General features: G+C 62.6%; 27 protein-coding genes. 12 read left to right on the top strand and 15 right to left on the bottom strand.

Annotation, left to right across the window (positions count from 1 at the left end):
- Positions 1 to 10 precede the first annotated feature (10 nt).
- A complete protein-coding gene (gene ptrR, locus QRN70_RS23580) occupies positions 11 to 889 on the bottom strand; it encodes a putrescine utilization regulator PtrR (protein ID WP_285420369.1) in 879 nt (292 codons plus the stop codon).
- A 102-nt stretch (positions 890 to 991) separates the two neighbouring features.
- On the opposite strand from ptrR, the gene QRN70_RS23575 reads away from it, so the two are divergent.
- Positions 992 to 2,383: an aldehyde dehydrogenase family protein gene (locus tag QRN70_RS23575; protein ID WP_285420287.1), complete on the top strand. Its 1,392-nt coding sequence runs from the start codon at positions 992 to 994 to the stop codon at positions 2,381 to 2,383.
- Positions 2,384 to 2,453: 70 nt separating this feature from the next.
- On the opposite strand, the gene ydiJ is transcribed toward QRN70_RS23575, so the two are convergent.
- On the bottom strand, positions 2,454 to 5,483 hold the full coding sequence (ydiJ, locus tag QRN70_RS23570) for a D-2-hydroxyglutarate dehydrogenase YdiJ (protein WP_285420286.1): 3,030 nt from the start codon (positions 5,481 to 5,483) through the stop codon (positions 2,454 to 2,456).
- Positions 5,484 to 5,642: 159 nt separating this feature from the next.
- On the opposite strand from ydiJ, the gene QRN70_RS23565 reads away from it, so the two are divergent.
- Complete coding sequence (locus QRN70_RS23565; protein ID WP_285420285.1) at positions 5,643 to 6,527, top strand: LysR substrate-binding domain-containing protein; 885 nt, start codon at positions 5,643 to 5,645, stop codon at positions 6,525 to 6,527.
- Positions 6,528 to 6,666: 139 nt separating this feature from the next.
- On the opposite strand, the gene QRN70_RS23560 is transcribed toward QRN70_RS23565, so the two are convergent.
- The 3 genes from QRN70_RS23560 to QRN70_RS23550 all read right to left on the bottom strand — a co-directional run bounded on the left by QRN70_RS23560 (position 6,667) and on the right by QRN70_RS23550 (position 8,090).
- Complete coding sequence (locus QRN70_RS23560; RefSeq protein WP_285420284.1) at positions 6,667 to 7,266, bottom strand: DUF6338 family protein; 600 nt, start codon at positions 7,264 to 7,266, stop codon at positions 6,667 to 6,669.
- A gap of 206 nt (positions 7,267 to 7,472) precedes the next feature.
- Positions 7,473 to 7,808, bottom strand: coding sequence for a hypothetical protein (locus QRN70_RS23555; protein WP_285420283.1), 336 nt, complete (start codon positions 7,806 to 7,808; stop codon positions 7,473 to 7,475).
- 72 nt (positions 7,809 to 7,880) lie between these two features.
- Positions 7,881 to 8,090 carry a hypothetical protein gene (locus tag QRN70_RS23550; RefSeq protein WP_285420282.1) on the bottom strand — a complete coding sequence of 70 codons (210 nt, stop codon included), beginning with the start codon at positions 8,088 to 8,090 and terminating at the stop codon, positions 7,881 to 7,883.
- Positions 8,091 to 8,265: 175 nt separating this feature from the next.
- Between QRN70_RS23550 and QRN70_RS23545 the strand changes: the two genes are divergently transcribed.
- The gene (locus QRN70_RS23545) at positions 8,266 to 8,505 is read left to right on the top strand and encodes a hypothetical protein (protein ID WP_008085812.1); all 240 of its coding nucleotides are present in this window, start codon (positions 8,266 to 8,268) and stop codon (positions 8,503 to 8,505) included.
- Between the two features lie 55 nt (positions 8,506 to 8,560).
- Here the strand turns inward: QRN70_RS23545 and QRN70_RS23540 are convergent, their stop codons facing one another.
- Positions 8,561 to 8,749, bottom strand: a complete 189-nt coding sequence (locus tag QRN70_RS23540; protein WP_285420281.1) for a DUF2188 domain-containing protein — start codon at positions 8,747 to 8,749, stop codon at positions 8,561 to 8,563.
- A gap of 220 nt (positions 8,750 to 8,969) precedes the next feature.
- On the opposite strand from QRN70_RS23540, the gene QRN70_RS23535 reads away from it, so the two are divergent.
- Positions 8,970 to 9,332 (top strand): NUDIX hydrolase, encoded by a 363-nt coding sequence (locus QRN70_RS23535; RefSeq protein WP_285420280.1) that lies wholly within the window; start codon positions 8,970 to 8,972, stop codon positions 9,330 to 9,332.
- A 4-nt stretch (positions 9,333 to 9,336) separates the two neighbouring features.
- Here QRN70_RS23535 and QRN70_RS23530 read toward each other — a convergent pair whose 3' ends face one another.
- The 3 genes from QRN70_RS23530 to QRN70_RS23520 form a co-directional block, all read right to left on the bottom strand.
- Positions 9,337 to 9,579: a DUF1652 domain-containing protein gene (locus tag QRN70_RS23530; protein ID WP_285420279.1), complete on the bottom strand. Its 243-nt coding sequence runs from the start codon at positions 9,577 to 9,579 to the stop codon at positions 9,337 to 9,339.
- Positions 9,580 to 9,699: 120 nt separating this feature from the next.
- Positions 9,700 to 10,599 carry a polysaccharide deacetylase family protein gene (locus QRN70_RS23525; RefSeq protein ID WP_285420278.1) on the bottom strand — a complete coding sequence of 300 codons (900 nt, stop codon included), beginning with the start codon at positions 10,597 to 10,599 and terminating at the stop codon, positions 9,700 to 9,702.
- Between the two features lie 149 nt (positions 10,600 to 10,748).
- Positions 10,749 to 11,696 (bottom strand): ABC transporter substrate-binding protein, encoded by a 948-nt coding sequence (locus tag QRN70_RS23520; protein WP_285420277.1) that lies wholly within the window; start codon positions 11,694 to 11,696, stop codon positions 10,749 to 10,751.
- 295 nt (positions 11,697 to 11,991) lie between these two features.
- Here QRN70_RS23520 and QRN70_RS23515 point away from each other — a divergent pair, with 295 nt between their 5' ends.
- From QRN70_RS23515 to QRN70_RS23500, 4 genes are all read left to right on the top strand, one after another.
- A complete protein-coding gene (locus QRN70_RS23515) occupies positions 11,992 to 12,972 on the top strand; it encodes an aliphatic sulfonate ABC transporter substrate-binding protein (RefSeq protein ID WP_285420276.1) in 981 nt (326 codons plus the stop codon).
- Between the two features lie 62 nt (positions 12,973 to 13,034).
- Positions 13,035 to 13,874 (top strand): ABC transporter permease, encoded by an 840-nt coding sequence (locus QRN70_RS23510; RefSeq protein WP_285420275.1) that lies wholly within the window; start codon positions 13,035 to 13,037, stop codon positions 13,872 to 13,874.
- Between the two features lie 51 nt (positions 13,875 to 13,925).
- Positions 13,926 to 14,606 (top strand): SOS response-associated peptidase family protein, encoded by a 681-nt coding sequence (locus QRN70_RS23505; RefSeq protein ID WP_285420274.1) that lies wholly within the window; start codon positions 13,926 to 13,928, stop codon positions 14,604 to 14,606.
- A gap of 272 nt (positions 14,607 to 14,878) precedes the next feature.
- On the top strand, positions 14,879 to 15,151 hold the full coding sequence (locus QRN70_RS23500; protein WP_285420273.1) for a hypothetical protein: 273 nt from the start codon (positions 14,879 to 14,881) through the stop codon (positions 15,149 to 15,151).
- Between the two features lie 46 nt (positions 15,152 to 15,197).
- On the opposite strand, the gene QRN70_RS23495 is transcribed toward QRN70_RS23500, so the two are convergent.
- From QRN70_RS23495 to QRN70_RS23485, 3 genes are all read right to left on the bottom strand, one after another.
- On the bottom strand, positions 15,198 to 15,344 hold the full coding sequence (locus QRN70_RS23495) for a hypothetical protein (RefSeq protein ID WP_285420272.1): 147 nt from the start codon (positions 15,342 to 15,344) through the stop codon (positions 15,198 to 15,200).
- A 64-nt stretch (positions 15,345 to 15,408) separates the two neighbouring features.
- Entirely contained in the window at positions 15,409 to 15,723 is a 315-nt protein-coding gene (locus tag QRN70_RS23490; RefSeq protein ID WP_285420271.1) for an AzlD domain-containing protein, read from the bottom strand.
- Positions 15,720 to 16,418 (bottom strand): AzlC family ABC transporter permease, encoded by a 699-nt coding sequence (locus QRN70_RS23485; protein WP_285420270.1) that lies wholly within the window; start codon positions 16,416 to 16,418, stop codon positions 15,720 to 15,722. Before QRN70_RS23485 ends, QRN70_RS23490 begins: the two co-directional genes overlap by 4 nt.
- Positions 16,419 to 16,573: 155 nt before the next feature.
- On the opposite strand from QRN70_RS23485, the gene QRN70_RS23480 reads away from it, so the two are divergent.
- Positions 16,574 to 16,960 (top strand): DUF2784 domain-containing protein, encoded by a 387-nt coding sequence (locus QRN70_RS23480; RefSeq protein WP_285420269.1) that lies wholly within the window; start codon positions 16,574 to 16,576, stop codon positions 16,958 to 16,960.
- Here the strand turns inward: QRN70_RS23480 and QRN70_RS23475 are convergent.
- Entirely contained in the window at positions 16,957 to 17,478 is a 522-nt protein-coding gene (locus tag QRN70_RS23475) for a DUF3087 family protein (RefSeq protein WP_285420268.1), read from the bottom strand. The genes QRN70_RS23480 and QRN70_RS23475 overlap by 4 nt on opposite strands.
- A gap of 226 nt (positions 17,479 to 17,704) precedes the next feature.
- Between QRN70_RS23475 and ppnN the strand changes: the two genes are divergently transcribed.
- The 3 genes from ppnN (at position 17,705) to QRN70_RS23460 (ending at position 20,301) form a co-directional block, all read left to right on the top strand.
- Positions 17,705 to 19,078 carry a nucleotide 5'-monophosphate nucleosidase PpnN gene (gene ppnN / locus QRN70_RS23470; RefSeq protein ID WP_285420267.1) on the top strand — a complete coding sequence of 458 codons (1,374 nt, stop codon included), beginning with the start codon at positions 17,705 to 17,707 and terminating at the stop codon, positions 19,076 to 19,078.
- Between the two features lie 161 nt (positions 19,079 to 19,239).
- The gene (locus QRN70_RS23465; RefSeq protein ID WP_285420266.1) at positions 19,240 to 19,974 is read left to right on the top strand and encodes a substrate-binding periplasmic protein; all 735 of its coding nucleotides are present in this window, start codon (positions 19,240 to 19,242) and stop codon (positions 19,972 to 19,974) included.
- Positions 19,975 to 20,082: 108 nt separating this feature from the next.
- A complete protein-coding gene (locus tag QRN70_RS23460; protein ID WP_285420265.1) occupies positions 20,083 to 20,301 on the top strand; it encodes a hypothetical protein in 219 nt (72 codons plus the stop codon).
- On the opposite strand, the gene QRN70_RS23455 is transcribed toward QRN70_RS23460, so the two are convergent.
- Together QRN70_RS23455 and QRN70_RS23450 are read right to left on the bottom strand one after the other, a co-directional pair.
- Positions 20,295 to 21,734 carry an FAD/NAD(P)-binding protein gene (locus QRN70_RS23455; protein ID WP_285420264.1) on the bottom strand — a complete coding sequence of 480 codons (1,440 nt, stop codon included), beginning with the start codon at positions 21,732 to 21,734 and terminating at the stop codon, positions 20,295 to 20,297. The two genes, QRN70_RS23460 and QRN70_RS23455, sit on opposite strands and share 7 nt — an antisense overlap.
- Before the next feature lie 64 nt (positions 21,735 to 21,798).
- On the bottom strand, positions 21,799 to 23,202 hold the full coding sequence (locus tag QRN70_RS23450; protein WP_285420263.1) for an LLM class flavin-dependent oxidoreductase: 1,404 nt from the start codon (positions 23,200 to 23,202) through the stop codon (positions 21,799 to 21,801).
- Positions 23,203 to 23,349: the final 147 nt, after the last annotated feature.

Raw genomic sequence — 23,349 nt, 5'->3', positions numbered from 1 at the left:
AAAGTGTCAATTACTCTTCTGCAGGCACCACGCCGCGCTCCTCGAGCAAGCGCACAAACATGCTCAGACTGCGCGAAACCGTGCCCCGGCGCCATACCAGCCAGGTGGTCAGGTAGCGGAAATCCTTCGCCAGCGGCCAGACGCTGACCGTGGCACTGCCCGGCATGCTCTGCAGCATTTTGCGCGGCATCAAGGCCAGGCCCGCGCCCGCGCTGACACAGGCGAGCATGCCGTGATAGGACTCCATTTCAAAAATCTTCCCGGGCACGGCGGCATCGGTACTGAACCATTTTTCGAAGTGATGCCGATAGGAGCAGTTGGAGCGAAACGCGTAAATGTTCTCGCCGTTGACGTCGGCGGCACGCTGCACCGGCGCGTGGTTCAGCGGCGCGATGATGACCATCTCCTCCTCGAACGCCGGTACGCCCTCCAGCGCCGGATGCAACACCGGGCCGTCGACGAAAGCCGCCGCCAGACGCCCCGACAGCACGCCATCGATCATCGTCCCGGAAGGCCCGGTCGACAGATCGAGGTCGACTTTCGGGTGCTGCTGGTTGTAGGCCGCCAGCAATTCAGGAATGCGCACTGCCGCCGTGCTCTCCAGCGACCCCAATGGAAACGCGCCCTGAGGCTCTTCGCCCGCCACCGTCGCCCGGGCTTCCTCGACCAGATCGAGGATGCGCCGCGCGTAGTCGAGAAAACTCCAGCCGGCCGGCGACAGACGCAGGCGACTTTTCTCACGGATGAACAGATCGACGCCGAGATCCTGTTCCAGTTGTTTGATCCGCGTGGTCAGGTTCGACGGCACGCGATGGATCTGCGCCGCTGCGGCACTGATGCTGCCGTGCTCGGCCACGGCCTTGAAGATTTCCAGCTGCACCAGATCCATAGTCATTCTCCAATCGTGAAAGAAACGATCTTTATTATTCAGTTTCCAGAAAACAAACGCCAGCCTACTCTAGGCCCATCACTTCATTCGCAGGACGATGCCATGAACCCGATCACCAGCCAGACTCACGCCATTTCGATCAACCCGGCCACCGGCGAGCAGATCGGCCATTACCCGTTCGAATCGGCCGCGGCGCTGGATGCCGCGCTGACGCGCGCTGCGTTCGCCTTCAACAAGTGGAAGCGCAAGCCGCTGCAGGACCGCTCCCGTGCGCTGACCGCCCTCGCCGGCGCCCTGCGCGAAGGTGCTGAGGAAATGGCCACCATGATCACCCGGGAAATGGGCAAGCCGATTGCCCAGGCCCGTGGCGAAATCGAAAAATGCGCCAAGCTCTGCGAGTGGTACGCCGAACACGGCCCGGCCATGCTCGACGCCGAACCAACGCAGGTCGAAGGTGGCAAGGCGCGCATCGAATACCGTCCGCTGGGCCCGATCCTGGCGGTGATGCCGTGGAACTTCCCGATCTGGCAGGTGCTGCGCGGCGCGGTGCCGACGCTGCTTGCCGGCAATACCTATGTGCTCAAGCATGCGCCCAACGTAATGGGCAGCGCCTACCTGCTGCGTGACGCCTTCAGCCGTGCCGGTTTCGCCGACGGCGTGTTCGAAGTCATCAACGTCACGCCGGACGGCGTCTCCAGCGCCATCGCCGACCCGCGCATCGCCGCGGTGACCCTGACCGGCAGCGTGCGTGCAGGCCAGGCCATCGGGGCCCAGGCCGGCGCCGCATTGAAAAAATGCGTGCTGGAGCTGGGCGGTTCCGACCCGTTCATCGTGCTCAATGACGCCGACCTCGACGAAGCCGTACAAGCCGCCGTGATCGGCCGTTACCAGAACTCCGGCCAGGTCTGCGCGGCCGCCAAACGCCTGATCGTCGAGGCCGGCGTGGTCGAGGAGTTCACCCGCCGATTCGTCGAGGCAACGCGCAAGTTGAAGGTCGGCGATCCACTGTCCGCCGATACCTACATCGGCCCGATGGCGCGTTTCGACCTGCGTGACGAGCTCGATCAACAAGTGCGTGCCACCCTCGAAGAAGGCGCGACCCTGCTGCTCGGCGGCGGCAAGGCCGAAGGGTCGGGCAATTACTACCAGCCAACGGTGCTGGCCGACGTCACCGATCGCATGACCTCGTTCCAACAGGAGCTGTTCGGCCCGGTCGCGTCGATCATCACCGCCCGCGATTGCGCGCATGCCGTGGCCCTGGCCAACGATAGCGAGTTCGGCCTGACCGCGACGATCTACACCGCCAATGTCGCCCTGGCGCAGCAACTGACCGGCGAACTGGAAACCGGCGGCGTGTTCATCAACGGCTACTCGGCGAGCGATCCGCGCGTGACCTTCGGCGGCGTGAAGAAAAGCGGTTTCGGCCGCGAGCTCTCGCACTTCGGCGTACGCGAGTTCTGCAACGCCCAGACCGTGTGGCTGGATCGTCGCTGAGCCGATGCAAAAAAACGCCCGGAAGCAGCCTGCTTCCGGGCGTTGTTCATTCAGGCCGCGACAGCTTTGCTCAAGCCTGCCGTAGCCTTTGCAGCAGCACCTGCAACGGATGGCGCAGCTGCTGATCCGCCTCGCGCTTGACCTGACTGCGGCACGAATAACCGGTGGCCAGGGCCTCGCCGTGCTCCGCCGGTGCCTCGATCTGGCGAGCCCACGACTGCTCGAAGATCACTGCCGAGTGCTGCCGATTGCGCGCTTCGTGGCCGTAAGTTCCGGACATGCCACAGCAACCGGTGGCCTGGGTGGCCAGTTTCAGACCGACGCGTTCGAACAGTTGCTCCCACTGGCGCGTGGCCGCCGGTGCATTGGTTTTCTCGGTGCAGTGCGCCAGCAGGCGGAAGGCGTTGGCGCCGCCCTGAGCGCTTTTCTGCGGCAGCACCTTGAGCAACCACTCTTGCAGCAGCGCGACCTCGGGGCAATCCTGCATGCCCGGCACCTTGAGGTATTCCTGGCGATAGACCAGGGTCATGGCCGGGTCCAGACCCACCAGCGGCACGCCGATGGCGGCCAGCTCGCGCAGTTGCCGGGCATTGCGCAGCGCCGCACGATTGAACGCCGCGAGGAACCCCTGCACGTGCAGCGGTTTGCCGTTGGCGCTGAACGGCGCCAGGTAGACCTGATAACCGAGGCGCGAAATCAGCTCGAGCAGATCCGCCAGCAGCGGTGCCTCGAAGTAGCGCGTAAACGCATCCTGGACCAGGACCACGCTGCGTTCGCGCTGAGCCTGGGTCAGAGCCGAGAGCGTCGCCACGGTCGCCGGTTGCACCTGCCAGCGGCGCAGCGCCGCGTGGAAATCAAAACGACTGAGCAGCGGCACATCGACCATGCCGCCCAGCCGTTCGAGCCATTTGCGGCTGAACGCAGCGCCCATCAAACCGTTGTAGAGCAGCGCAATCCACGCCATGTACGGGATGCTGTACTCCAGCGAGGCGATCAGATAGTCGCGCGCCGGGCGCAGATAGCGGGTGTGGTACAGCTCAAGGAAGCGCGAGCGGAATTCCGGCACGTTGACCTTCACTGGGCATTGCCCCGCGCAGGACTTGCACGCCAGGCACCCGGCCATGGCGTCATAGACTTCGTGGGAAAAGTCCTCGGCCTGGGCACGGCTGTTGCGCCAGCGCTGCAGCAATGTCGTGAAAAACGCTGGCCGACGGTTGCTGTCCGCCAGTACATCGACGCCCGCCGCGCCCTGCAGACGCAACCATTCACGGATCAGCGAGGCTCGGCCCTTCGGCGACTGGGCACGCTCGCGGGTGGCTTTCCATGACGGGCACATGGCGTCGTCGGGGTCAAAGTTGTAGCAGGCGCCATTGCCATTGCAGTGCATGGCCGCGCCGTAGCTCTGCCAGACCTTCTCGTCGATCTGCCGGTCGAGCTCGCCACGCAGGGTCACTTCGTCGATTTTCGACAGCGCCGCGCTGACAGTCGCAGGCGTGGCGATCTTGCCGGGGTTGAACTGGTTGTACGGGTCGAACGCCGCCTTCAGGGCCTGCAACGCCGGATACAGTTCGCCAAAGAACGCCGGGGCATATTCCGAGCGCAAGCCCTTGCCGTGCTCGCCCCACAACAGGCCGCCGTAACGCTGGGTGAGCGCCGCGACGCCATCGGAAACCGGGCGCACCAGCGCCGCTTGCTGCGGATCTTTCATATCGAGAATCGGCCGTACATGCAGCACACCGGCATCGACGTGACCGAACATGCCGTACTGCAAACCGTGGCTGTCGAGCAGGTCACGCAGTTCGGCAATGTACTCGGCCAGGTGTTGCGGTGGCACCGCGGTGTCTTCGACAAACGGCTGCGGCCGCGCTTCCCCGGCAACGTTGCCGAGCAGGCCGACCGCGCGCTTGCGCATGCCATAGACCTTGTTCACCGCCGCCTGGCCGATCGCCAGCGTATGCCCCAGGCGCTCCACCGTGCGGTCGCTGTTGAGGTGTTCAAGGAACGCTTCGACCCGGCGTTGCAGGTCGTCGGCATCGTCGCCGCAGAACTCCACCAGGTTGATCCCCAGCGTCGGCCGCTCGGCGCTCTGCGGGAAATACTCGGCGACACCGTGCCAGACGATGTCCTGCATCGCCAACAGCAGCACTTTCGAATCGACGGTCTCGATCGACAGCGGCTTGAGCGCCATCAACGCGCGGGCATCGCGCAAGGCATCCATGAACCCGGCGTAACGGATGTTCACCAGCATGGTGTGCTTGGGAATCGGCAAAACGTTCAACGTCGCCTCGACGACAAAGCCCAGCGAGCCTTCGGCGCCGCACAGCACGCTGTTGAGGTTGAAGCGCTGGTCGGCCTCGCGCAGGTGCGCCAGGTCGTAACCGGTCAGGCAGCGGTTGAGGTCAGGAAAAGTTTGCTGGATCAGTTCGCCCTGCTCATCGATGATCTGCCGTGCGCAGCGGTATACCTCGCCGACCCGGTCCTCACGGGCGCAGGCTTGCGCCAGCTCGCTGTCGTCCAGCGGCCGCCCGTGCAGGCGTTCGCCACCGCGCAGGATCATGTGCAGTTCGAGCACGTGGTCGCGGGTCTTGCCGTAGGTGCAACTGCCCTGGCCGCTGGCATCGGTGTTGATCATGCCGCCGACGGTGGCGCGGTTGGAGGTCGACAGTTCGGGGGCGAAGAACAGTCCGGCGGATTTCAGCGCGGCATTGAGCTGATCCTTGACCACCCCGGCCTGCACCCGCACCCGGCGTTGCTCGACGTTGATTTCGAGGATGCGGTTCATGTGTCGCGACAGGTCGACGACGATGCCGTCGGTCAGCGACTGGCCATTGGTACCCGTACCACCGCCGCGAGGGGTAATGATCACCTGACGGTAGGCCGGTTCGGCAATCAGCCGGGCCAGCAGCGCGACGTCGTCGGCGTCCTTGGGAAACACTGCCGCCCGCGGCAAGCGCTGATAGATCGAGTTGTCCGTCGCCAGCACCACGCGACTGGCGTAATCAGCGCTGATTTCACCGCGAAAGCCGCTGGCCTTGAGGGTGTTGAGGAACTGTTGGTAATCGTCGGTCAAAGCGCTTGCGGGCGACAGCTGGGCAATCATCGGTCGGGGTATCTCGGGTCAAAATCGGGCCGTGTGGCGGTGAACAGTTGTACGCAACGAATGATTGCGTCAGGCTCCGCCATCTCATACCGCCCATGTTCATTGCTGACGGCCGGTGGGACAACCGTAAATTCGACCCGCTATTGATGACCTTTACGAATGAATCCGCGAACGCTCACCCCTTCCATGTCGTTATTGCTGGCCTTCGAGGCCGCCGCGCGCCATGAAAGCTACACCCGCGCCGCCCACGAACTGTCGCTGACCCAGAGCGCGGTCAGTCGGCAGGTGCAGATTCTGGAAAAGATGCTCGGCATGCGCCTGTTCAGCCGCGAAGGCCGGCGGGTGATCCTGACCGATGTCGGGCGCATGTATCAGCGCGAGCTGTCCGAAGCGCTGGGGCAGATCCGCAGCGCGACCCTGCAGGCGATGGCGTTTGGCTCCGGCGTGCACAGTCTGCGCCTGGCGACTTTACCGACCTTCGGCTCGAAATGGCTGCTGCCGCGGCTCAAGGATTTCTACACCGCGCATCCGGGCATGACCGTGCACCTGCATTCGCGGATTGAAGCCATCGATTTCGACACCAGCGAAATCGACGCGGCGATCTGCGTGGGCGCCGGCGACTGGCCAGGGCTGACCGCGCATCCGCTGCACACCGAGGAGTTGGTGGTGATCGCCAGCGCCCAATTGTCCGAAGCCGAGCGCCGCGCCGCCGGCCAGCACATCGCCGGGCAACTGCTGCTCAATGTCAGCAGCAATGCCCAGGCCTGGGCCGAATGGTTCAGCCATCACGCCCTGCCCCATCGCAGCATGCGCATCGGGCCGAGCTTCGAGATGACCTCGCACCTGATCCAGGCGGTGCGCGCCAACATCGGTGTCGGCCTGGTGCCAAGGATTCTGGTGGAAGACGAACTGCACAACGGCGAACTGCTGCAACTCGGCGAGCCGATCAGCAGCCGCCGCAGCTATTACCTGGTCTATCCGCCCCGCAATGAAACGCTGCCGTCGTTGAAGGCGTTTCGCGATTGGTTGGTGCAGACGCTGTGAATACCAGGCGCCGGTGACTAGCGTTTGGGTGGCGGCGGCGCACTTGGCCCTCTGGCAGTTTGCGGCGAGTTTTTATCGTTCGAACCCAGATAGCGGGCTACCTCGGGCGGCATCGGACGCGGTGCTTCGGCGGTCATGGCTAGGCCTCTCTGACGGTAGTGAATTCAACCCACTGAACTTTCGAGGAATCTATCACCAACAAATCGGCGTCAAAAGGCTGCACGACGCCATCCTCGCCCAACCATTTCGGATTCTGCATGACGAACTGCCCACTGGCAGGTTCGGCCGGCCACTCGCAAGGCCAGCCAAACAGACGCCTTTCATCGTTCAAATGCAGCGTAATGAGCCGATCGTGGCGGGCAAACGTGCTGTACCACTGACTCGGAAATGAAGTTTTTCTAGTTACATTTCGAAACCGTAACCATGAATGCAATTTGTCATTCGAAGCCAGAGAGCAAGAAAGAAAGCCAAGCGAAACGGAAAAGACAAAAGCCCAGAACGCTTGCGCCTTGGCATCCCAAAGCCCTACAGAAAACCCCTTCGCCCCCACCCACAGACAAATCGCCCCCACACCCAACACCGCCCCATGAATGACAAACGTGAAGATCAACGCCTGCACAATCTGCCCGAACGTGTCCGGCCGCTTGAACGCGGTCAGGGTGTAAAAGATCCAGGTCGAGACAAATCCCGGGATCAGGTACTGCAACAACGGAATCACTTCCTTCACCAGATCATCCATGATCAATGGCTCCTCGATACATAAACCAGGCCTGCACAAACAGCGATGCCGGCCCCAAGGGACCGGCATCAAGAAGCCTAGCGCACGCTGGAAAACCACTGGCGCTCAACTGTCACCGCGCATTACGCGTCCTGCAGAGTCAGCTCCGCGCACTTCGAAGCCATCATCAGCACCGTGGCAAGGGCTGTTGATCTTTTACCTCGCCCTCACAGACACTCTCGCACCGACTTGCGCAGCGATGCGGACTTGGCCCATGGCGGCCCCTGGTACAGCGATACTCGGCTGCCATCCTTGTACTTCACCACATCGAGAATCTCGTCGGCGGTGACAATGCTCGGCGCGGTGATGCGATAACCGTTGGAAATCGAAGTCTGCGACGTCTTGGGAATGTCCTGCTGCCACAGTGGCAATACGCAGGCCGCGTATTCCTTGGGAGCCTTGCCGCTGATCTTGCTGAAGTTCGGTTCGCCCGGAACCATCGACGCTGGCAATGAACAACCGGCCAGCGTTGTCAGCAGCAGTCCCCCGATCAACATCCGCATGGTGAATCCTTCATCTGAAAAAACGCGAATGTACCCTGTAACTGGTCGGACATCCATCGTGGCGCACTGCCGTCAACCCGCGGAACCGGCGCCCGGGTCATCCCGTTCGTTGAGAAATGTCATCCAGCGTTCGTAGGCTTCGTGCTGCCACTGGGTCACCCGGTCCCACTCCGGCCCGCTCAGTTCATGGGCGCTGATCAGCTTCATCATCTCGCTGGTCGCGGCATCCAGGTCGATCACCAACGCGTGGGCATGGAACCTGAAATCATCCGTATTGCTCATGGGCGCAGCCTCGTCGGTTGGTCGTTTCCATACGACAGCGATTATGCCCAAGCGCGCACCCGCTCCGACCAATGGCAGGTCAATCGGCGACGTTCAGCGCGGCGACGGATGCACCTTGCCCCGGATCGGAAAAATGCGACTAATCTCTTCTACCGAGAATGTTCCGGAGGTGATCATGCGGCTCAACGAATACGAACACGAACTTCAGCGCGACCTGCAAAGCGTGGCATCCGATCTGCGCTGGTCGGCGGTCGACCTCAAGCGCATCGCCGAGCAGTTGCGCAAATCCGGTAACGAGGCGGACGCACAAACGGTGCTCAGGTCCTGCGAGGTACTGCAAAGCGATGAGGAACGCCTGCAACTGTATGCCAAGGAAGTGAAGGCCCGCGCCATCAGCCGGACGAAAGTCCACTGAAGCGCTCACCCAACAGAAAGCCCCGCAATGGCGGGGCTTTTTTCATTACCGGCGCTCAACTTGCCTTGTGACTGCGTGCACGCGCTCGGTTGCCCGGCAGTGCGGCGGCATACGCCAGGGCCTCCTCGCGACTGGCGAACGAGGCCAGTCGATCGCCCTGGGTGCAGACCCGCCACGGGCCATTGTTGACGCTGAGTACGTCGTAGCCATTCATGTGCATCCTGTTCAGCATCGGCATGCTCATAGACACCTCCTGTTGACCATCCGGTCCGACTTGACGTTTTTACCTTACACCCGAAGCAAAACCCTGTGCCGACCAGACGTCGCCCCGGCAATAACGTCAACCGACCGGCACTTTTTCCGCCGTCCAACACTCACACGCCCAAGGGAACCTCTAAACCGGGCCACGGCTCGAATATTGCAATTTCGTGACAGATTCATGACAGACCGCAATCGAGTGCCCCATGAAAGTACGTGCAACCGTCATTTGCGAGCAGGACCGACATGTCCTGCTCGTGCGTAAGCCCCACTGTCGCTGGACATTGCCGGGCGGCAAGGTCGAGCCCGGCGAAACCCGTGCCGGCGCGGCCGTGCGTGAATTGCAGGAAGAAACCGGACTGAACGCCGAAGACATGCTGTGTCTGATGGAATTGCAGAGCGGCGGCACCCGCCACCACGTCTACGAAGCGCATGTGCGCAACCCTGAGCAGGCGCGCCCGCAAAACGAAATCGACGACTGCATGTGGCATCCACTCGACGCGATCCACACGCTCAATGTCAGCGAAGCCACACTGAACATCGTCCGCGCCTTCCGGCGCCGGCTCTGACGGCCTAGCCGGCGAACGCGCGGCGCCCGGCACTCAGCTCGGTACGCAACTCGCCAATGAAGTTGGAAATGTCACGAATGGTGACCAGGTGTTCCGCAGATACCCCGTTGAGCAGCAGGTCGACGCGCCCGCTACCGGGCTCATAGACCTTGATCTGCAGCAGCCCCTGCGCGGTTTCGGTGCAATCGCAGCACAGCGGCGAAAAGCCGGATTCGACGATGCGGCAAATATCGGCAATGGCAAGCATGGCGGACGCCTCGCAGGCGATGGTCGGTCGACCCGTTGAGCATAGATGAGCTTCTGCCGCCCTGCTCCCGGCCACGCGGGCGGAAAATGCCAACCGCATCGCATCTTGGCGACGCGCACTTCAATGCGCGTCGCGATCCCAGATCCAGTTCCAGATCCCCGGCAATTGCACCGGTTCGCCGGCCTCGCGCACGGTGCGCGCCAACGCCGCCCGTTCCAGCGCCGCCCGGTCGTCGTAGAACGGCCGGTCCGCCAGGCGCACGCCAGTGGCTGCCGCGCTGTCGAGCAGGATCTGCAGGTATTCGCGGGTATGCCGTGCGGTGTAGCGATTGAGGTCATGGAACGTCACCACCACCGGAATCACGCCGTCCACCGTCGGCAATTGCCCGAGGGCAATTCGCTCACGGACCTCCGAGAGCTGGCGCAGCATGTTCGCCCGCCGCCGAGGGCTGGCGTTGAACCCCCAGACTTTGCCGTCATTGGCGCTCAGATCGGTGAGCAACACGTGCAGACCATGTCGTTGATAGGCGGCGAAGGTGCGTTTGTCATAGTTCCAGAATGGCGGGCGCAGCAGTATTGGCGGTGCGCCGGTGATCGCAGCGATGTCGGCGCTGCCACGGGTCAGCGAATCCTCCAGCGCCTGCGGCTTGAGCGAGCGATGGTTGGTGTGCCAATGGGTGGCGGTGTGAAAGCCCAGAACATGCCCTTCAGCGTGCTCGCGGCGCATGATCTGCCGGCCGATCTCACTGTTGCCGGCCCTGGGTGCGCCGGTCTGGACGAAGAACACTGCCTTGATGTGCGGTTGCAGCGCGTTGTGTTCAAGGCTGTCGAGTACGGTGCTGCTGGGGTTCCAGAAACTCGAGGCACTGGGGCCGTCATCGAAGGTCAGCAGGAAGCGCACCGGTGCCTGCGTCTGCAGGCGTGCGGCGGTCTGCGGGGTCATTGCAATGGGAGCGGCGATACACCCGACCAACCCGACGGCGATGGCCATTGCGCAGAAAAGCTTGAACCACAGTTTCATGTTTTGCCTTGAACCCGACCGCTGCACGCTGATTGTCGATTGGCAAAACTCCTTCGCCGCTGCTGCCTCCCTGCGACCCGCACCCTGGCGCCCCGTCAGTCAGGGCCGAGCTTGGATAAGGGTACACAGGGTTTGGTTCCGGCGCTCGCTCAGTGTGCCAGTGCCTGCTCAAACGAGGTGTCGATCAGGCCGGCGGTGGCCAGCGGTGCCGGCAGCGCCTTGACCTTGAACAGGAAGTCGGCGGTGCTTTGCAGATCGGCGGCAGCCTGCTGATCCACTGGGCCCACGCTCATGTTTGCCTGACGCAGCCAGTGCCGGGACACCTGCAGGTCGAGGTTGGCCTTTTTCGCCCACAGGTCGGCGTACTCATCGGTGTGGCTGTCGACCCAGGCACGGGCCTGCTTCAAGCGGCCGAGGAAATCGGCAATCGCCTCACGCTTGCTATCGATTGACGGAGTCGACGCGGCAATCGCGCTCAGCCCCGGCATCAGGTTCTTTGCGGTGAGGATCGGGCGCGCCCCGGAAAACACGATCTGCTGGGAAATGTACGGTTCCCACACCGGAAACGCATCGATGCTGCCTTGTGGCAGCGCAGCCGCCGCATCGATCGGCATCAGTTTGACGAAGTCGACGTAATCTTCCGGCAGTCCGCCCTGCTCCAGCGCGCGCAACGTCAATTGCTGGCTCCAGGCGCCAGGCCAATAGGCGACTTTCTTGCCCTTGAGATCAGCAATGGTTTTCACCGGGGAATCCTTGGGTACCAGCAAGGCGATGGTGTCCGGGTTCTGCCGCGACACGCCGATGAGTTTGACCGGCGCCTGTTTCGCGGCGAGAAACAAAAACCCCGAATCGCCGAGGAAACCCAGGTCCAGCGAGCCGGCCTGCAGCGCCTCGGCCAACGGGGCGGCAGCCTGGAAGTGTTTCCAGTCGATGCGGTATGGCGCGTCCTTGAAAACCCCGGAGGCTTCAATCGAGGCGCGGATGTTGTAGTAGTTCTGATCGCCGACATGCAAGACCAACGGCTCGGCCGCGTAGGCAACAGGCGAGGCAAACAGCGCAGCGGTCAACGTGGTGCGAAGGAAACGGGCGAGCTTCATGGCGAGTCCTGCGAGAAGGATTTTTATAGACCATAACGCTCTTATAACGCCGATTTTAAATTCTATTAATGCATAAGCTAAGCAGTCGCAGTGTGTGCTGTTGGCGGTGCAACAGTCGCTCGCCACAGTGTTGCCCTGGCAACACTTGAATACAGGTCAAAACTAGCCAGCGCTTAGGAAATCAAGGGCTCGCGGGGACATGGCACAGAGCCTGCAATATTCCATTCATGCAGGAAGCATTAAAAAAAATCACTTTTTGGACATAAGAATCTGTCAACTGGCCGGAGCGCTCCCCATGCAGTCACGCTTACCCCTGTCCCGAATCAAAACGCTGCTGGCAGCCTGCGCCATGGCGCTGAGCCTGCAACCCGTGGCCCACGCGGCAGACACTCCACCCGCCGAAGTGCACCTGGACTACGCCTACTATTCGCCCGTCAGTCTGGCGCTCAAGCATCTCGGCTATCTGGAACAAGCCTTGCCGCAGAGCAAAATCACCTGGGTGCTCAGCCAGGGGAGCAACCGTTCGCTGGAGTACCTCAACAGCGGCGGTGTCGATTTCGCGTCGTCCGCCAGCCTCGCCGCCGTCCTGAGCCGCGCCAATGGCAGCCCGATCAAATCGGTGTACGTCTACAGCCGCGCCGAATGGACCGCGCTGGTGGTGCGCAAGGATTCGCCGTACCAGAGCGTCGCCGACCTCAAGGGCAAGAAAATCGCTGCCACCAAAGGCACCGACCCGTACCTCTTCACCCTGCGCAGCCTGCAACAGGCCGGGTTAAAAAAAGACGACGTGGAACTGGTCCACCTGCAGCACCCGGACGGTCGCACCGCGCTGGAGAAAGGTGACGTCGACGCCTGGGCCGGGCTCGATCCGCACATGGCCGCCAGCCAGGTGCAGGCCGGTTCGCGTTTGCTCTACCGCAACCCCGGTTTCAACAGCTACGGCGTGGTCAGCGTGACCGAGAAGTACGCCAAGGAGCACCCGCAAACCATCGACACGGTGATCAAGGCCTATGAACAGGCGCGCGAATGGTCGGTGAAAAACCCGGATCAACTGGCCAGCCTGCTCGCCAGGGAATCCGGCCTGCCGCTCGACGTGGCCAAACTGCAACTGTCGCGTACCGACCTCAGCAGCCCGCAACTCACGGCCAAGGACGTGCTGGCCTCGAAAGCCGCGGCGCCGATCCTGGTTTCCGAAGAACTGGTGCGCCGGGGCGTCAACGTCGATCAGGTCATCGACCAGTTGATCGATACCCAGCAGAGCGTCGCCGCCCAGTAACCGATCAGGCTTGCAACGAATCCGCGCCCGGCGCGGCTTCGTCGTGAGCGGAGAAAATGCCCATGAGCAATGACCTGCCCGCGCGTATCGCCCTGGCACTGCCGCGTCGAGCGCGCGCCACGCTGAGCCCGACCTGGCGCCGCCGCCTCAAGGGCCTGGCGTTACCGCTGCTGATTGTCGTCGCGCTGGAATTCATCGTGCGCATCGGCTGGTTGCCGCCCTATCAGATGCCCGCCCCGAGCGACATCGCCCTGACCCTCAGCGATCTGGCCACAGGCGCCCTGTACAAGCACATCGGTGCCAGCCTGATCCGCGTGTTGCTGGGCTTCGCCATCGGCGCGAGCCTGGCGCTGGTGTTTGCCGCATGGGTCGGCTTGAGCCGCGAAGCCGAGGCGTACCTGGAGCCGACTTTCGCCGCACTACGCTCGATCCCGAGCCTGGCGTGGGTGCCGCTGTTGCTGCTGTGGCTGGGCATCGACGAGACATCGAAAATCGTTCTGATCGCCATCGGCGCGTTCTTTCCGGTGTACGTCAACGTGGTCGCGGCGATCCGCAACATCGACCGCAAACTGGTCGAGGTCGGACGCATCTATGGCTTCAGCCGCCTGCAACTGGTGCGGCGGATTCTGTTGCCCGCCGCCCTGCCCGGCCTGTTTACCGGGCTGCGCAGCGGCATGAGCCTGGCGTGGATGTTCCTGGTGGCCGCCGAGCTGATCGCCGCGACCAAGGGCCTGGGCTATCTGCTCAGCGACGGCCGGGAAACTTCGCGCCCGGACATCGTGCTGGCGGCGATCATCGTCCTCGCCCTGCTGGGCAAATTCAGCGACGGCTTGCTGGCCTTGCTGGAACGCCGCTGGCTGCGCTGGCGCGACACGTTCACCGGGCAGGACGGCAAGGACTGAAACCGGCAACTAAGCTCAAGCTTCTGGCAATTGTCTGGCGCAGGTTCGGCCATGTGCGGAAGACTCTCGCAGTACCGGGGCATACACGACTTCGTCGCCGTGCTGAGCATTCCCGACGCGTTGATCAACCACGTCGGCGACGCGCCGCTGGCGCGCTACAACGCAGCGCCGACCACGGCGCTGGCGGTCCTTCATCAACACGATCAGCGGCTGTACGCCGACAACCTGCGCTGGGGCTGGCGCCCGCATTGGGCCAGGGATCGCGCGGCACCGATCAATGCACGGGTGGAGAAAGTCGCCCATGGCGCGTTCTTCCGGGCGATCTGGCGGCAGCGGCTGATCGTACCGGTCGACAACTGGTTCGAATGGGTCGATAGCCCCGACAACAGTCGCCAGCCCTGGCTGATCCACCGCGCCGACCGACAAGCGATTTTCTGTGCCGCCATCGGCCAGTTTCCTGCACCCGGGGAAGCCAGCCGAGAGGACGACGGTTTCGTCATCATCACCGCCGACAGCGAGGGCGGCATGCTCGATATTCATGATCGACGGCCGATCGTCCTCGGCGCTGATCGGGCGCGCGAATGGCTCGACCCGGCCACACCGCCAGAGCGTGCCGAACAGCTGCTGTTGTTTGAAGGGGAAGGCAGTGGAGTGTTCCAGTGGCACAAAGTCGGCAAAGCGGTGGGCAACTCACGCAATCAGGGGGCGAATCTGATCGAGGCGCTGGAGTAAAGAACTGTCGATCCGACGCGTTTATTGTTAGAGGAACACTTCTGCACAAGTGCAACAGTGCCGTTACAACAACTGTTTCAATAGTGAGACGACAATTAAAACAGCCGTTCGAGCGAAACTAACCGCCTGTCTGACATTTCGATCGTCATACATACATTTACAAACACTACGGATAGCATGCGCGCCGCCTTTCCGATTGGTATACCAGTTGACCAAAGAGTCAACAAACCAGGAATCCCCGACAAACTTGACCAGCCTTGCAGAGAACTAAGTTGCGCGACGATTTTGCAATCAAACAGGCTAATGGCCTGGAGTGTATCTATCTGTCGATGACAGAACGCTTTCAACTCGACTGTTTTATCGGCCACTACATCAAGACTCGAAACCTGCGTGACGTACCCGAGATCGAGCGCATCCTGCGCACCACCCTCCAAGCCTATCCTGGCCATCCGCCGGTGATGGTCAACGAGCTCAATGCGTGGATCGATAAGACCTTGGGTTATCGGGCCTCGCACCCCGACTTCACTCAGCTGGAAGATCTTTGACCCAACGAAAAAGCCCCGCCAATGCGGGGCTTTTTCGTCAAATGGCTCAGGGTTTCAGGGGGCGCTCCTGGTCACGGTCGGACAGCTCGCGGCTGTCGTCGTGCTTCCAGGTCTGTTGTCTGTGTTTTTCCCGCTCGATTTCTTCTTCGCTCGGTTCATCCTCTTCATCCGGACGTTTTTGCTCGGTTGCCATTGTTCACCTCGCTGGACAGGTCATCATTCATCCTTAAAGCGTAGAACAGATTCATCAGGGCAACCTACAGCCACCAGCGCAGCAGAAAGAAGAACGCCATGCTCAACAGCATGCTCAGCAGCGTATTGCGGGTGTAAATCACCAAACCGATCGCCACCAGCGAACTGAGCAGGTAAGGATTGTCCCAGTGCAGATTAAGTTGCTTATCCGGCATGAACACAATCGGCCCGCAGATGGCGGTCAACATGCCCGGCACGGCAAAGCCGAGAAACTGCCGTGCATTGCTGCTCAATCGCAGCGGTAAACGCGGCTCGAGAAACACGTAGCGGTTGAGAAACACCAGAACGCCCATGCCGACAATCACGGCCCAAATCATCATGTGCGCCCCCGGTACAGTTTGTTGCAGACAAACCCTGCGGCCATCCCGGCCAGTCCCGACAACACCAGTGCCGAGCCCCACTGCCAGTAACTGAACAACACCGAGCAGAACAGCGACACCGCCACGCAGACCACGGTCGGCACATCACGCACCACCGGAGTGATCAAGGCAATGAACGTCGCGGCAATCGAGAAATCCAGGCCCAGGTGTTCAAGACCGGGAATGCTGCTGCCCAGGACGATCCCGGCCAGAGTGAACAGGTTCCAGGCGATATAAAACGTCAGGCCGACCCCCAGCGCATACCAGCGATTGAATTGCTGGCGGTCGTGCTGGCTGGTCAGGGCGAACAATTCGTCGGTGAGCAGAAAGCCCAGGCCGATCCGCCAGCGCCCGGGCAGCGGCGCAATCACCGAACGCATGCTCATGCCATACAGCAAGTGTTGCGAGGTCAGCAGCAGCGTGGTCAGCAGAATCGAAAAAATCCCCGCGCCGCCCTTGAGCATGCCGATCGCCACCAGTTGCGCAGCGCCGGCAAACACGATGCTCGACAGGCCCTGGCCCTGCAGCGGCGTGAGGTTGGCCTCGATGGCCATGGAGCCCGCCAGCAGGCCCCACGGCGCGGTGGCCAGGGATAACGGCATGATCGCCGCCGCACCGCGCAGAAAGGCGCTGCGCGGCATAAGTGAGTCAGACATAACGCTCTTCAACCGTGAGACAAGACCACGGACTCTGCCAGTAAACAGCGGTTCGTGGCTTGAACAATCTTGCGCACCTGGCACAAATCCCCTCGGCCATCCGTCACCGGGCGGCGTAACATGGCAGGCATTCACAACCGCGTCAGGAAGACCCCATGCTTTATCGAATTGCCGCCGACGGGCTGGTGCTGTTTCATCTGCTGTTCATTGTGTTCGTGCTGTTCGGCGGGCTGCTGGTGTTGAAGTGGCCACGGCTGATGCTGTTGCACCTGCCGGCAGCCACGTGGGGGGTGATGGTCGAAGTGCTGCACCTGACCTGCCCGCTGACCTACTGGGAAAACCTCATGCGCCACGCCGCCGGGCAAACCGAGTACGCCGGCGGCTTCATCGAGCACTACGTCTGGCCGATCATCTACCCGGCCGGGCTGACCCCGCAGATCCAGCTGGCCCTGGGCAGCGTGGTACTGATCATCAACCTGCTGGTGTACGGTCGCCTGATCCGCCGGTGGCGACTGCGCCGCGCCGCGCGCATTGCGTTTTAATTCGCCTTCAGGGCTTGCAGCCAGGCCGGATCGAGGCGGGTCTGTTCGGTGTCCATGCCGAGCGCCTCCATCCGCGCCTTGTGTTCTTCGACTTGCCGCTGCAATTGCCCATGATCGCTGAAGTTGCCGTCCAGTTCATGCATCTGGATCAACCCCAGGTGATAGAAACGCAGCACCTTGATCGCCGTCACATCGCCCCATTCCACCGCTGCCGTCACCTGATGCATGACATTGGTGACACTCATCAGGCTGCGCTTGAGCCGCCAGCTGTAGACGGCCGGCGCCATCCACGTCTGCTGCCAGAACTGCCCGCGCAACAGCACGCCGGTGAGCAGGAACGCCACGAACACCCCGCCGACGTTGAACCGCAGATTGTCGCCACCGGGTTCGCCGAACAGCGCCACCGCCGCCGTCGAGAACAGCATGGCCAGCACCAGGAACAGCACGGCAATGATCAGCGTGCTGCGGCGGGTCTGCTGGCGAAAGGTGACGGCGTCCATCGGCTGAATCTCGAACATCGGTGATGACTTCCTTGAGCGACAAAAAGGGCAACGGAAAAAACTCGCCGGCGCATTATCGCCTCTGTCGGGGATTTAGCTATGCTGGAGCTCCTTTTCATCTTTTCATCGTCCAACGAGGGACATGGCGATACCACGCAGACCGTGCCATCTTCATTCATGGGAACACACTATTCGGATGCCATTGGCCCAACCCGGGCAGTGACATCGTTTTAAGGATCTTTGCATGACCCAACGACACGTAATCAATGCCTCGGTCAGCCCGAAGGGCAGCCTGGAAACCCTTTCTCAACGTGAAGTTCAGCAACTGAGCGAAGCCGGATCCGGCAGCACCTACACCCTCTTCCGCCAGTGCGCCCTGGCCATTCTCAATACCGGCGCCCACGTCGACAACGCGAAAACCATCCTGGAAGCCTACAAGGACTTCGAAATCCGCATTCACCAGCAGGATCGCGGCGTACGCCTCGAGCTGCTCAACGCCCCGGCCGATGCCTTCGTCGACGGCGAAATGATCGCCAGCACCCGAGAAATGCTGTTCAGCGCCCTGCGTGACATCGTCTACACCGAAAACGAACTCGACAGCCAGCGCATCGACCTCAGCACTTCGCAGGGCATCAGCGACTACGTCTTCCACCTGCTGCGCAACGCCCGCACCCTGCGCCCTGGCGTCGAACCGAAAATCGTCGTGTGCTGGGGCGGCCACTCGATCAACACCGAAGAATACAAATACACCAAGAAAGTCGGCCACGAACTGGGCCTGCGCAGCCTCGACATCTGCACCGGTTGCGGCCCGGGCGTGATGAAAGGCCCGATGAAAGGCGCGACCATCGCCCACGCCAAGCAGCGCATCCACGGTGGGCGCTACCTCGGCCTGACCGAGCCGGGGATCATCGCCGCCGAAGCGCCGAACCCGATCGTCAACGAACTGGTGATCCTCCCGGACATCGAAAAGCGCCTGGAAGCCTTCGTCCGCGTCGGCCACGGCATCATCATCTTTCCGGGTGGCGCCGGTACCGCCGAAGAGTTCCTGTACCTGCTGGGCATCCTCATGCACCCGGACAACCAGGGCCTGCCGTTCCCGGTGATCCTCACCGGGCCGAAACATGCCGCGCCGTATCTGGAGCAACTGGACGCCTTCGTCACCGCCACCCTCGGTGCGGCCGCGAAGCAGCACTACGAGATCATCATCGACGACCCGGCCGAAGTGGCGCGGCAGATGACCGCCGGCCTGAAAGCGGTGAAGCAGTTCCGCCGCGAGCGCAACGACGCGTTCCACTTCAACTGGCTGCTGAAGATCGACGAAGGCTTCCAGCGTCCGTTCGACCCGACCCACGAAAACATGGCCAACCTCAAGCTGCACCGCGACCAGCCCGCCCATGAACTGGCGGCCAACCTGCGCCGGGCGTTTTCCGGGATCGTCGCCGGCAACGTCAAGGACAAGGGCATCCGCCTGATCGAGGAACACGGGCCGTACCAGATCCGTGGCGATGCGGCGATCATGCAACCGCTGGACCTGCTGCTCAAAGCCTTCGTCGCCCAGCACCGGATGAAGTTGCCGGGTGGCGCGGCGTACGTGCCGTGCTACAAAGTGGTGGCCTGAAGCCTTGGCCAGACCGGCAGGAGCGAGCCGAACGCGCTCCTGCCCTCGCGGATGCCACTGCCGATAAACCGTGGCATCTGACACAAAAGCCCCGCCAATTCCCCGGGACAGCTCTCGTGCTGCGTAATAAGCTGCGCGATTGATTTGTTCAGGGACGATTCATGAAACGATTTGCCGCCTGTCTGCTCTTGCTGCTGGCCGTCACGGCCCACGCGGCAGACCTGCAACTGCTCACCGACAACCACCCGCCCTTGCATTTCCGCCAGGGCGAGCAGTTGGTCGGGTTCGGGGTCGACGTGGTGCAAGCCCTGGCAGAACAGACCGGCGACCGTATCCAGCTGCAGCAATTGCCCCTGCTGCGCGCCTTGCACGTGGCCAGTGAAACACCGAACACCGGGGTGTTCACCGTACTGCGCACCGATGAGCGCGATGATCGTTATCAATGGGTCGGGCCGCTGGTCGAGATGGAAACCGCGCTCTACGCCCATGCCAGCCGGCAACCGCCAGTGCGCAGCCTGCGCGAGGCCGATCGCCTGGGGCGGATCACCGTGCCGCGCAAATGGCTGGCCTACAGCTACCTGCAGCAACAGGGTCTGGACAACCTGTATGGCGTGGAAACCCCGGAGCAGATGATGCGCCTGTTCAGCCTCGGGCGGACTGACTTCGTGGTGTCGGACACGCTCTCCTGCGCCACCCTCGCGCGCGAACAGGGCATGGAGCCCGGGCGCTTGCAATATCAATTGCCGCTGATGAAGCAGAACACCTACATCGCCTTCTCGCGGCAGACCGATCCACAGCAGGTGGCGCGCTGGCAAAAGGCGCTGGAAACCCTGCGCGACAACGGCCGTCTCGAGCAGTTGCGCCAGCGCTGGCTGGTCGACGTCATCCCGCGCTGAGCTGACATCAACACATTCGATAACAACTATCTGCAAAGGTGTTTTTTCTTCTCGACGCTATCGCCCTAAAGTGGCCTGCATCTTCTTCCCACTTTCGGGTGCAACCCCATGAAAGACTTTATTGCCCTCGGATTCATCGTCGCGCTGATCGGCGCCACCTCCGCGATCGCCAATCAGCTTGAGCCGCGCTCGGCGGTGGCGGCCACCCACGTCGGCCAGAGCGGCACCCTGAATGTCGATACCGTGAATCGCGACAACCAGGGCGGCGCAGAATCGGCCGACCTTGTCGTCGCCCAGATCGACGCCGGGCTCGCGCAACGCTACTGAGTGACCTCCCGCGCCAGCCGCGCGGCCAGCGCCTTGGCCTGTAACGCCACATCGGTCACGGCGGTACTTTCCCACCACATCCCGCGCAACGGCGGGCCCATGGCGAACAATCGCTGCGACGCCTGCCCCTGCGCATCCAGCACCGCGCCGTCCAGCGCTGCCGCGATTCCCAGTGCCAACGGCCCCGGCCGAACCAGTCCGCGAGCCAGCAGCTGCTGCGGTAGCGGTCGCGCAACGCGGCGCCAGTCGTATTCGATGCCACTGGAGTTGATCAGCGCCGCGCCGTGCACCACGCGGGTCTGCGCTTCGCCGCGACGACGAATGCGAATACTCACCCGCTGTTCCTGCGCAGGTTCCAGCCCCTGGTACGAAGCAGCCTGAATCCTCAGCCGCCCCTCGGCGTGCAAGCGCGCCACCAGTTCGGCGCTCAATGGCGGTGAACGGTGATGATGGCTTTCCCACCACGGCCGGACGTGGCGGACGAACTGCCGCCGCTGGACATCGCTGGCCTGGCTCCACAAACGCCCGATGTGCGCACGCACGGTGTCCAGCGGCGCCTGCCAGTCGATGCCCTGCGCGATGGCCGCGCGACAATGCCGGCGCAATTCGCGCAGCAACTGTCGCGGGGTGCGGATGCGCGGATCTTCAGCAAGAAAATCGACCCACGCCGGCGGCTGCCGACGCACATGCGGCAACAGACCGTGACGGGAAAACACCTCGATCGGTCCGCGATGCCCGGCCTGCTCCAGCGACACCACGGCGTCGACCATGGTCAGCCCCGAGCCGATGATCAGCACCGTCGACTGCGGATCGAGCGCGCGCATGGCGGCAACATCCCAGGGATCCAGGGCCGCCGCGTTGAGGCCGCTGGAGCGGGTCTGCGGCGTGCGCGCGGCGGGGAACATGCCGATGGCGAGCACAGCCTGGGCGCCTTGCAGCTGCTGACCGTCGCTCAAGCTGAGTTGCACCGTAGTCGCCGAAACCTGCGCATCAACCACTTCCGCGCGCAAGTGCTCGACGCTCGAGCCGTGCTGCGCGCCGACGACCCGCGCCTCGGCCAGGCGCTGCTGCACATAGACGCCGAACAGGCCGCGCGGCGGGAACAGCTCACTGACCGGCACATGCTGCTGATCCGACTCCGGCCAGCCACCGGCGGCGATGTGCGCGGTAAGCCATTGGGTGAGGTCGTCGGGGTTATCCGGGTCGACGCTCATGCGCGCCGCATTGCCGTTGAGGGTGTGGCCCAGTTCCACGGCGCTGTAGGCCTCGCCGCGACCGAGCTCGGCTCGCGGCTCGATCACCAGGATCTGCCGCCGCCCGGGCAGGCGCAGCAGTTGCACCGCGAGCATTGTGCCGCTGAGGCCGCCGCCGATGATCAGGACGTCGGCGTGACGGATGGCGCTGGTCGCCTGTCCGGATGGGGTTGGGGTCATGCCGTTCTCGCTGCTGAGGGGTTGGCCGGTTGCTGCAACCTTAAGGGTTTGCCCACGCGAGCGTCTACGCGGACCGCACTTTTGAGGCCTGCTGCCGCAACCCGACGAGATCGCGATAACCCGCCCCCGGATGGCCCTGCGGCAGCCGCACACCCTCGCCAAACAGCTTCTCGCGCAAGGTCCCCGCTGCGTACTCGGTCTTGTACACCCCGCGTTTCTGCAACTCCGGCACCAGCAATTCCACGGCGTCGATGAACGTTTCGTGGGTAAGCGCATAGGCCAGGTTGAAGCCATCGACGTCGGTCTCGTCGACCCACTCCTGCAACAGGTCGGCGACCGTTTCCGGACTGCCGACGAACAGCGGGCCGAAACCACCGATGCCGACCCAGTCGGCCAGTTCGTTGGGGGTCCAGACTTTGTTCGGGTCGGCCGTGGAGAACGCCTCGACCGCCGACTGGATGGCATTGGTGTGCACGTGTTTGAGCGGCTCGTGCGGCTTGAACTGGCTGAAATCGATGCCGGTCCAGCCGGAAATCAGCGCCATCGCGCCCTCGTAGCTGACCCAGGATTTGTATTCCTCGAACTTGGCTTTGGCCTTGGCGTCGGTTTCGCCGAGGATCACCGTCTGCAGATTGAAAATCAGAATCTTCGCCGGATCGCGCCCGGCCTCGGCGGCGCGGCGGCGGATGTCAGCCACGGTTTTCTTCAGCAACACTTTCGACGGCGCGGCGACGAACACGCACTCGGCATGCTCGGCGGCGAACTGCTTGCCGCGACTCGACGCCCCGGCCTGGTACAGCACCGGCGTGCGCTGCGGCGATGGCTCGCAAAGGTGAATACCGGGCACCTGAAAATGTTTGCCGTGGTGGCGGATCTCGTGGATTTTGCTCGGGTCACTGAAGATTCGCCGCTCGCGGTCGCGCAGGATCGCCCCCTCTTCCCAACTGCCTTCCCAGAGCTTGTAGCAGACCTCCAGGTATTCCTCGGCGAAGTCATAACGCGCGTCGTGCTCGGTCTGGGCTTGCTGGCCGATGTTCTTCGCCCCGCTCTCCAGATACGACGTGACGATGTTCCAGCCGGCGCGGCCCTTGGTCAGATGATCGAGGGTCGATAGACGCCGGGCGAACGGATACGGATGCTCGAACGACAGCGACGCCGTCAGGCCGAACCCCAGATGCTCGGTGACCAGCGCCATCGGTGGAATCAATTGCAACGGATCGTTGACCGGCACCTGTGCCGCCTGGCGGATCGCCGCCTCGCCATTGCCGTTGTAGACGTCGTAGATGCCCAGCACATCGGCGATGAACAAGCCGTCGAACTTGCCGCGTTCAAGGATTTTCGCCAGATCGGTCCAGTACTCCAGGTCCTTGTACTGCCAGGAGCGATCGCGCGGGTGCGCCCAAAGGCCTGGCGACTGGTGGCCGACGCAGTTCATGTCAAAGGCGTTGAGACGGATTTCACGCGGCATCAGACGGCGCTCCCCGGTTTGCAGGAACAAATGCCAAGGCGCGCGAAGGCGGGTTTTGAGGCGGTCATGAGGTCGACTCCGTCGTTTTCCGGATAAAGATCAGGAAACGATTGCAGAAGTCATGCCTGAAGATGATTTCCTTGTTTT

This window comes from Pseudomonas sp. efr-133-TYG-5, assembly GCF_030209175.1.
Classification (GTDB): domain Bacteria; phylum Pseudomonadota; class Gammaproteobacteria; order Pseudomonadales; family Pseudomonadaceae; genus Aquipseudomonas.
Note: the sequence above shows the minus strand (reverse complement) of the source record. Positions and strands in the feature narration are given on the sequence as shown.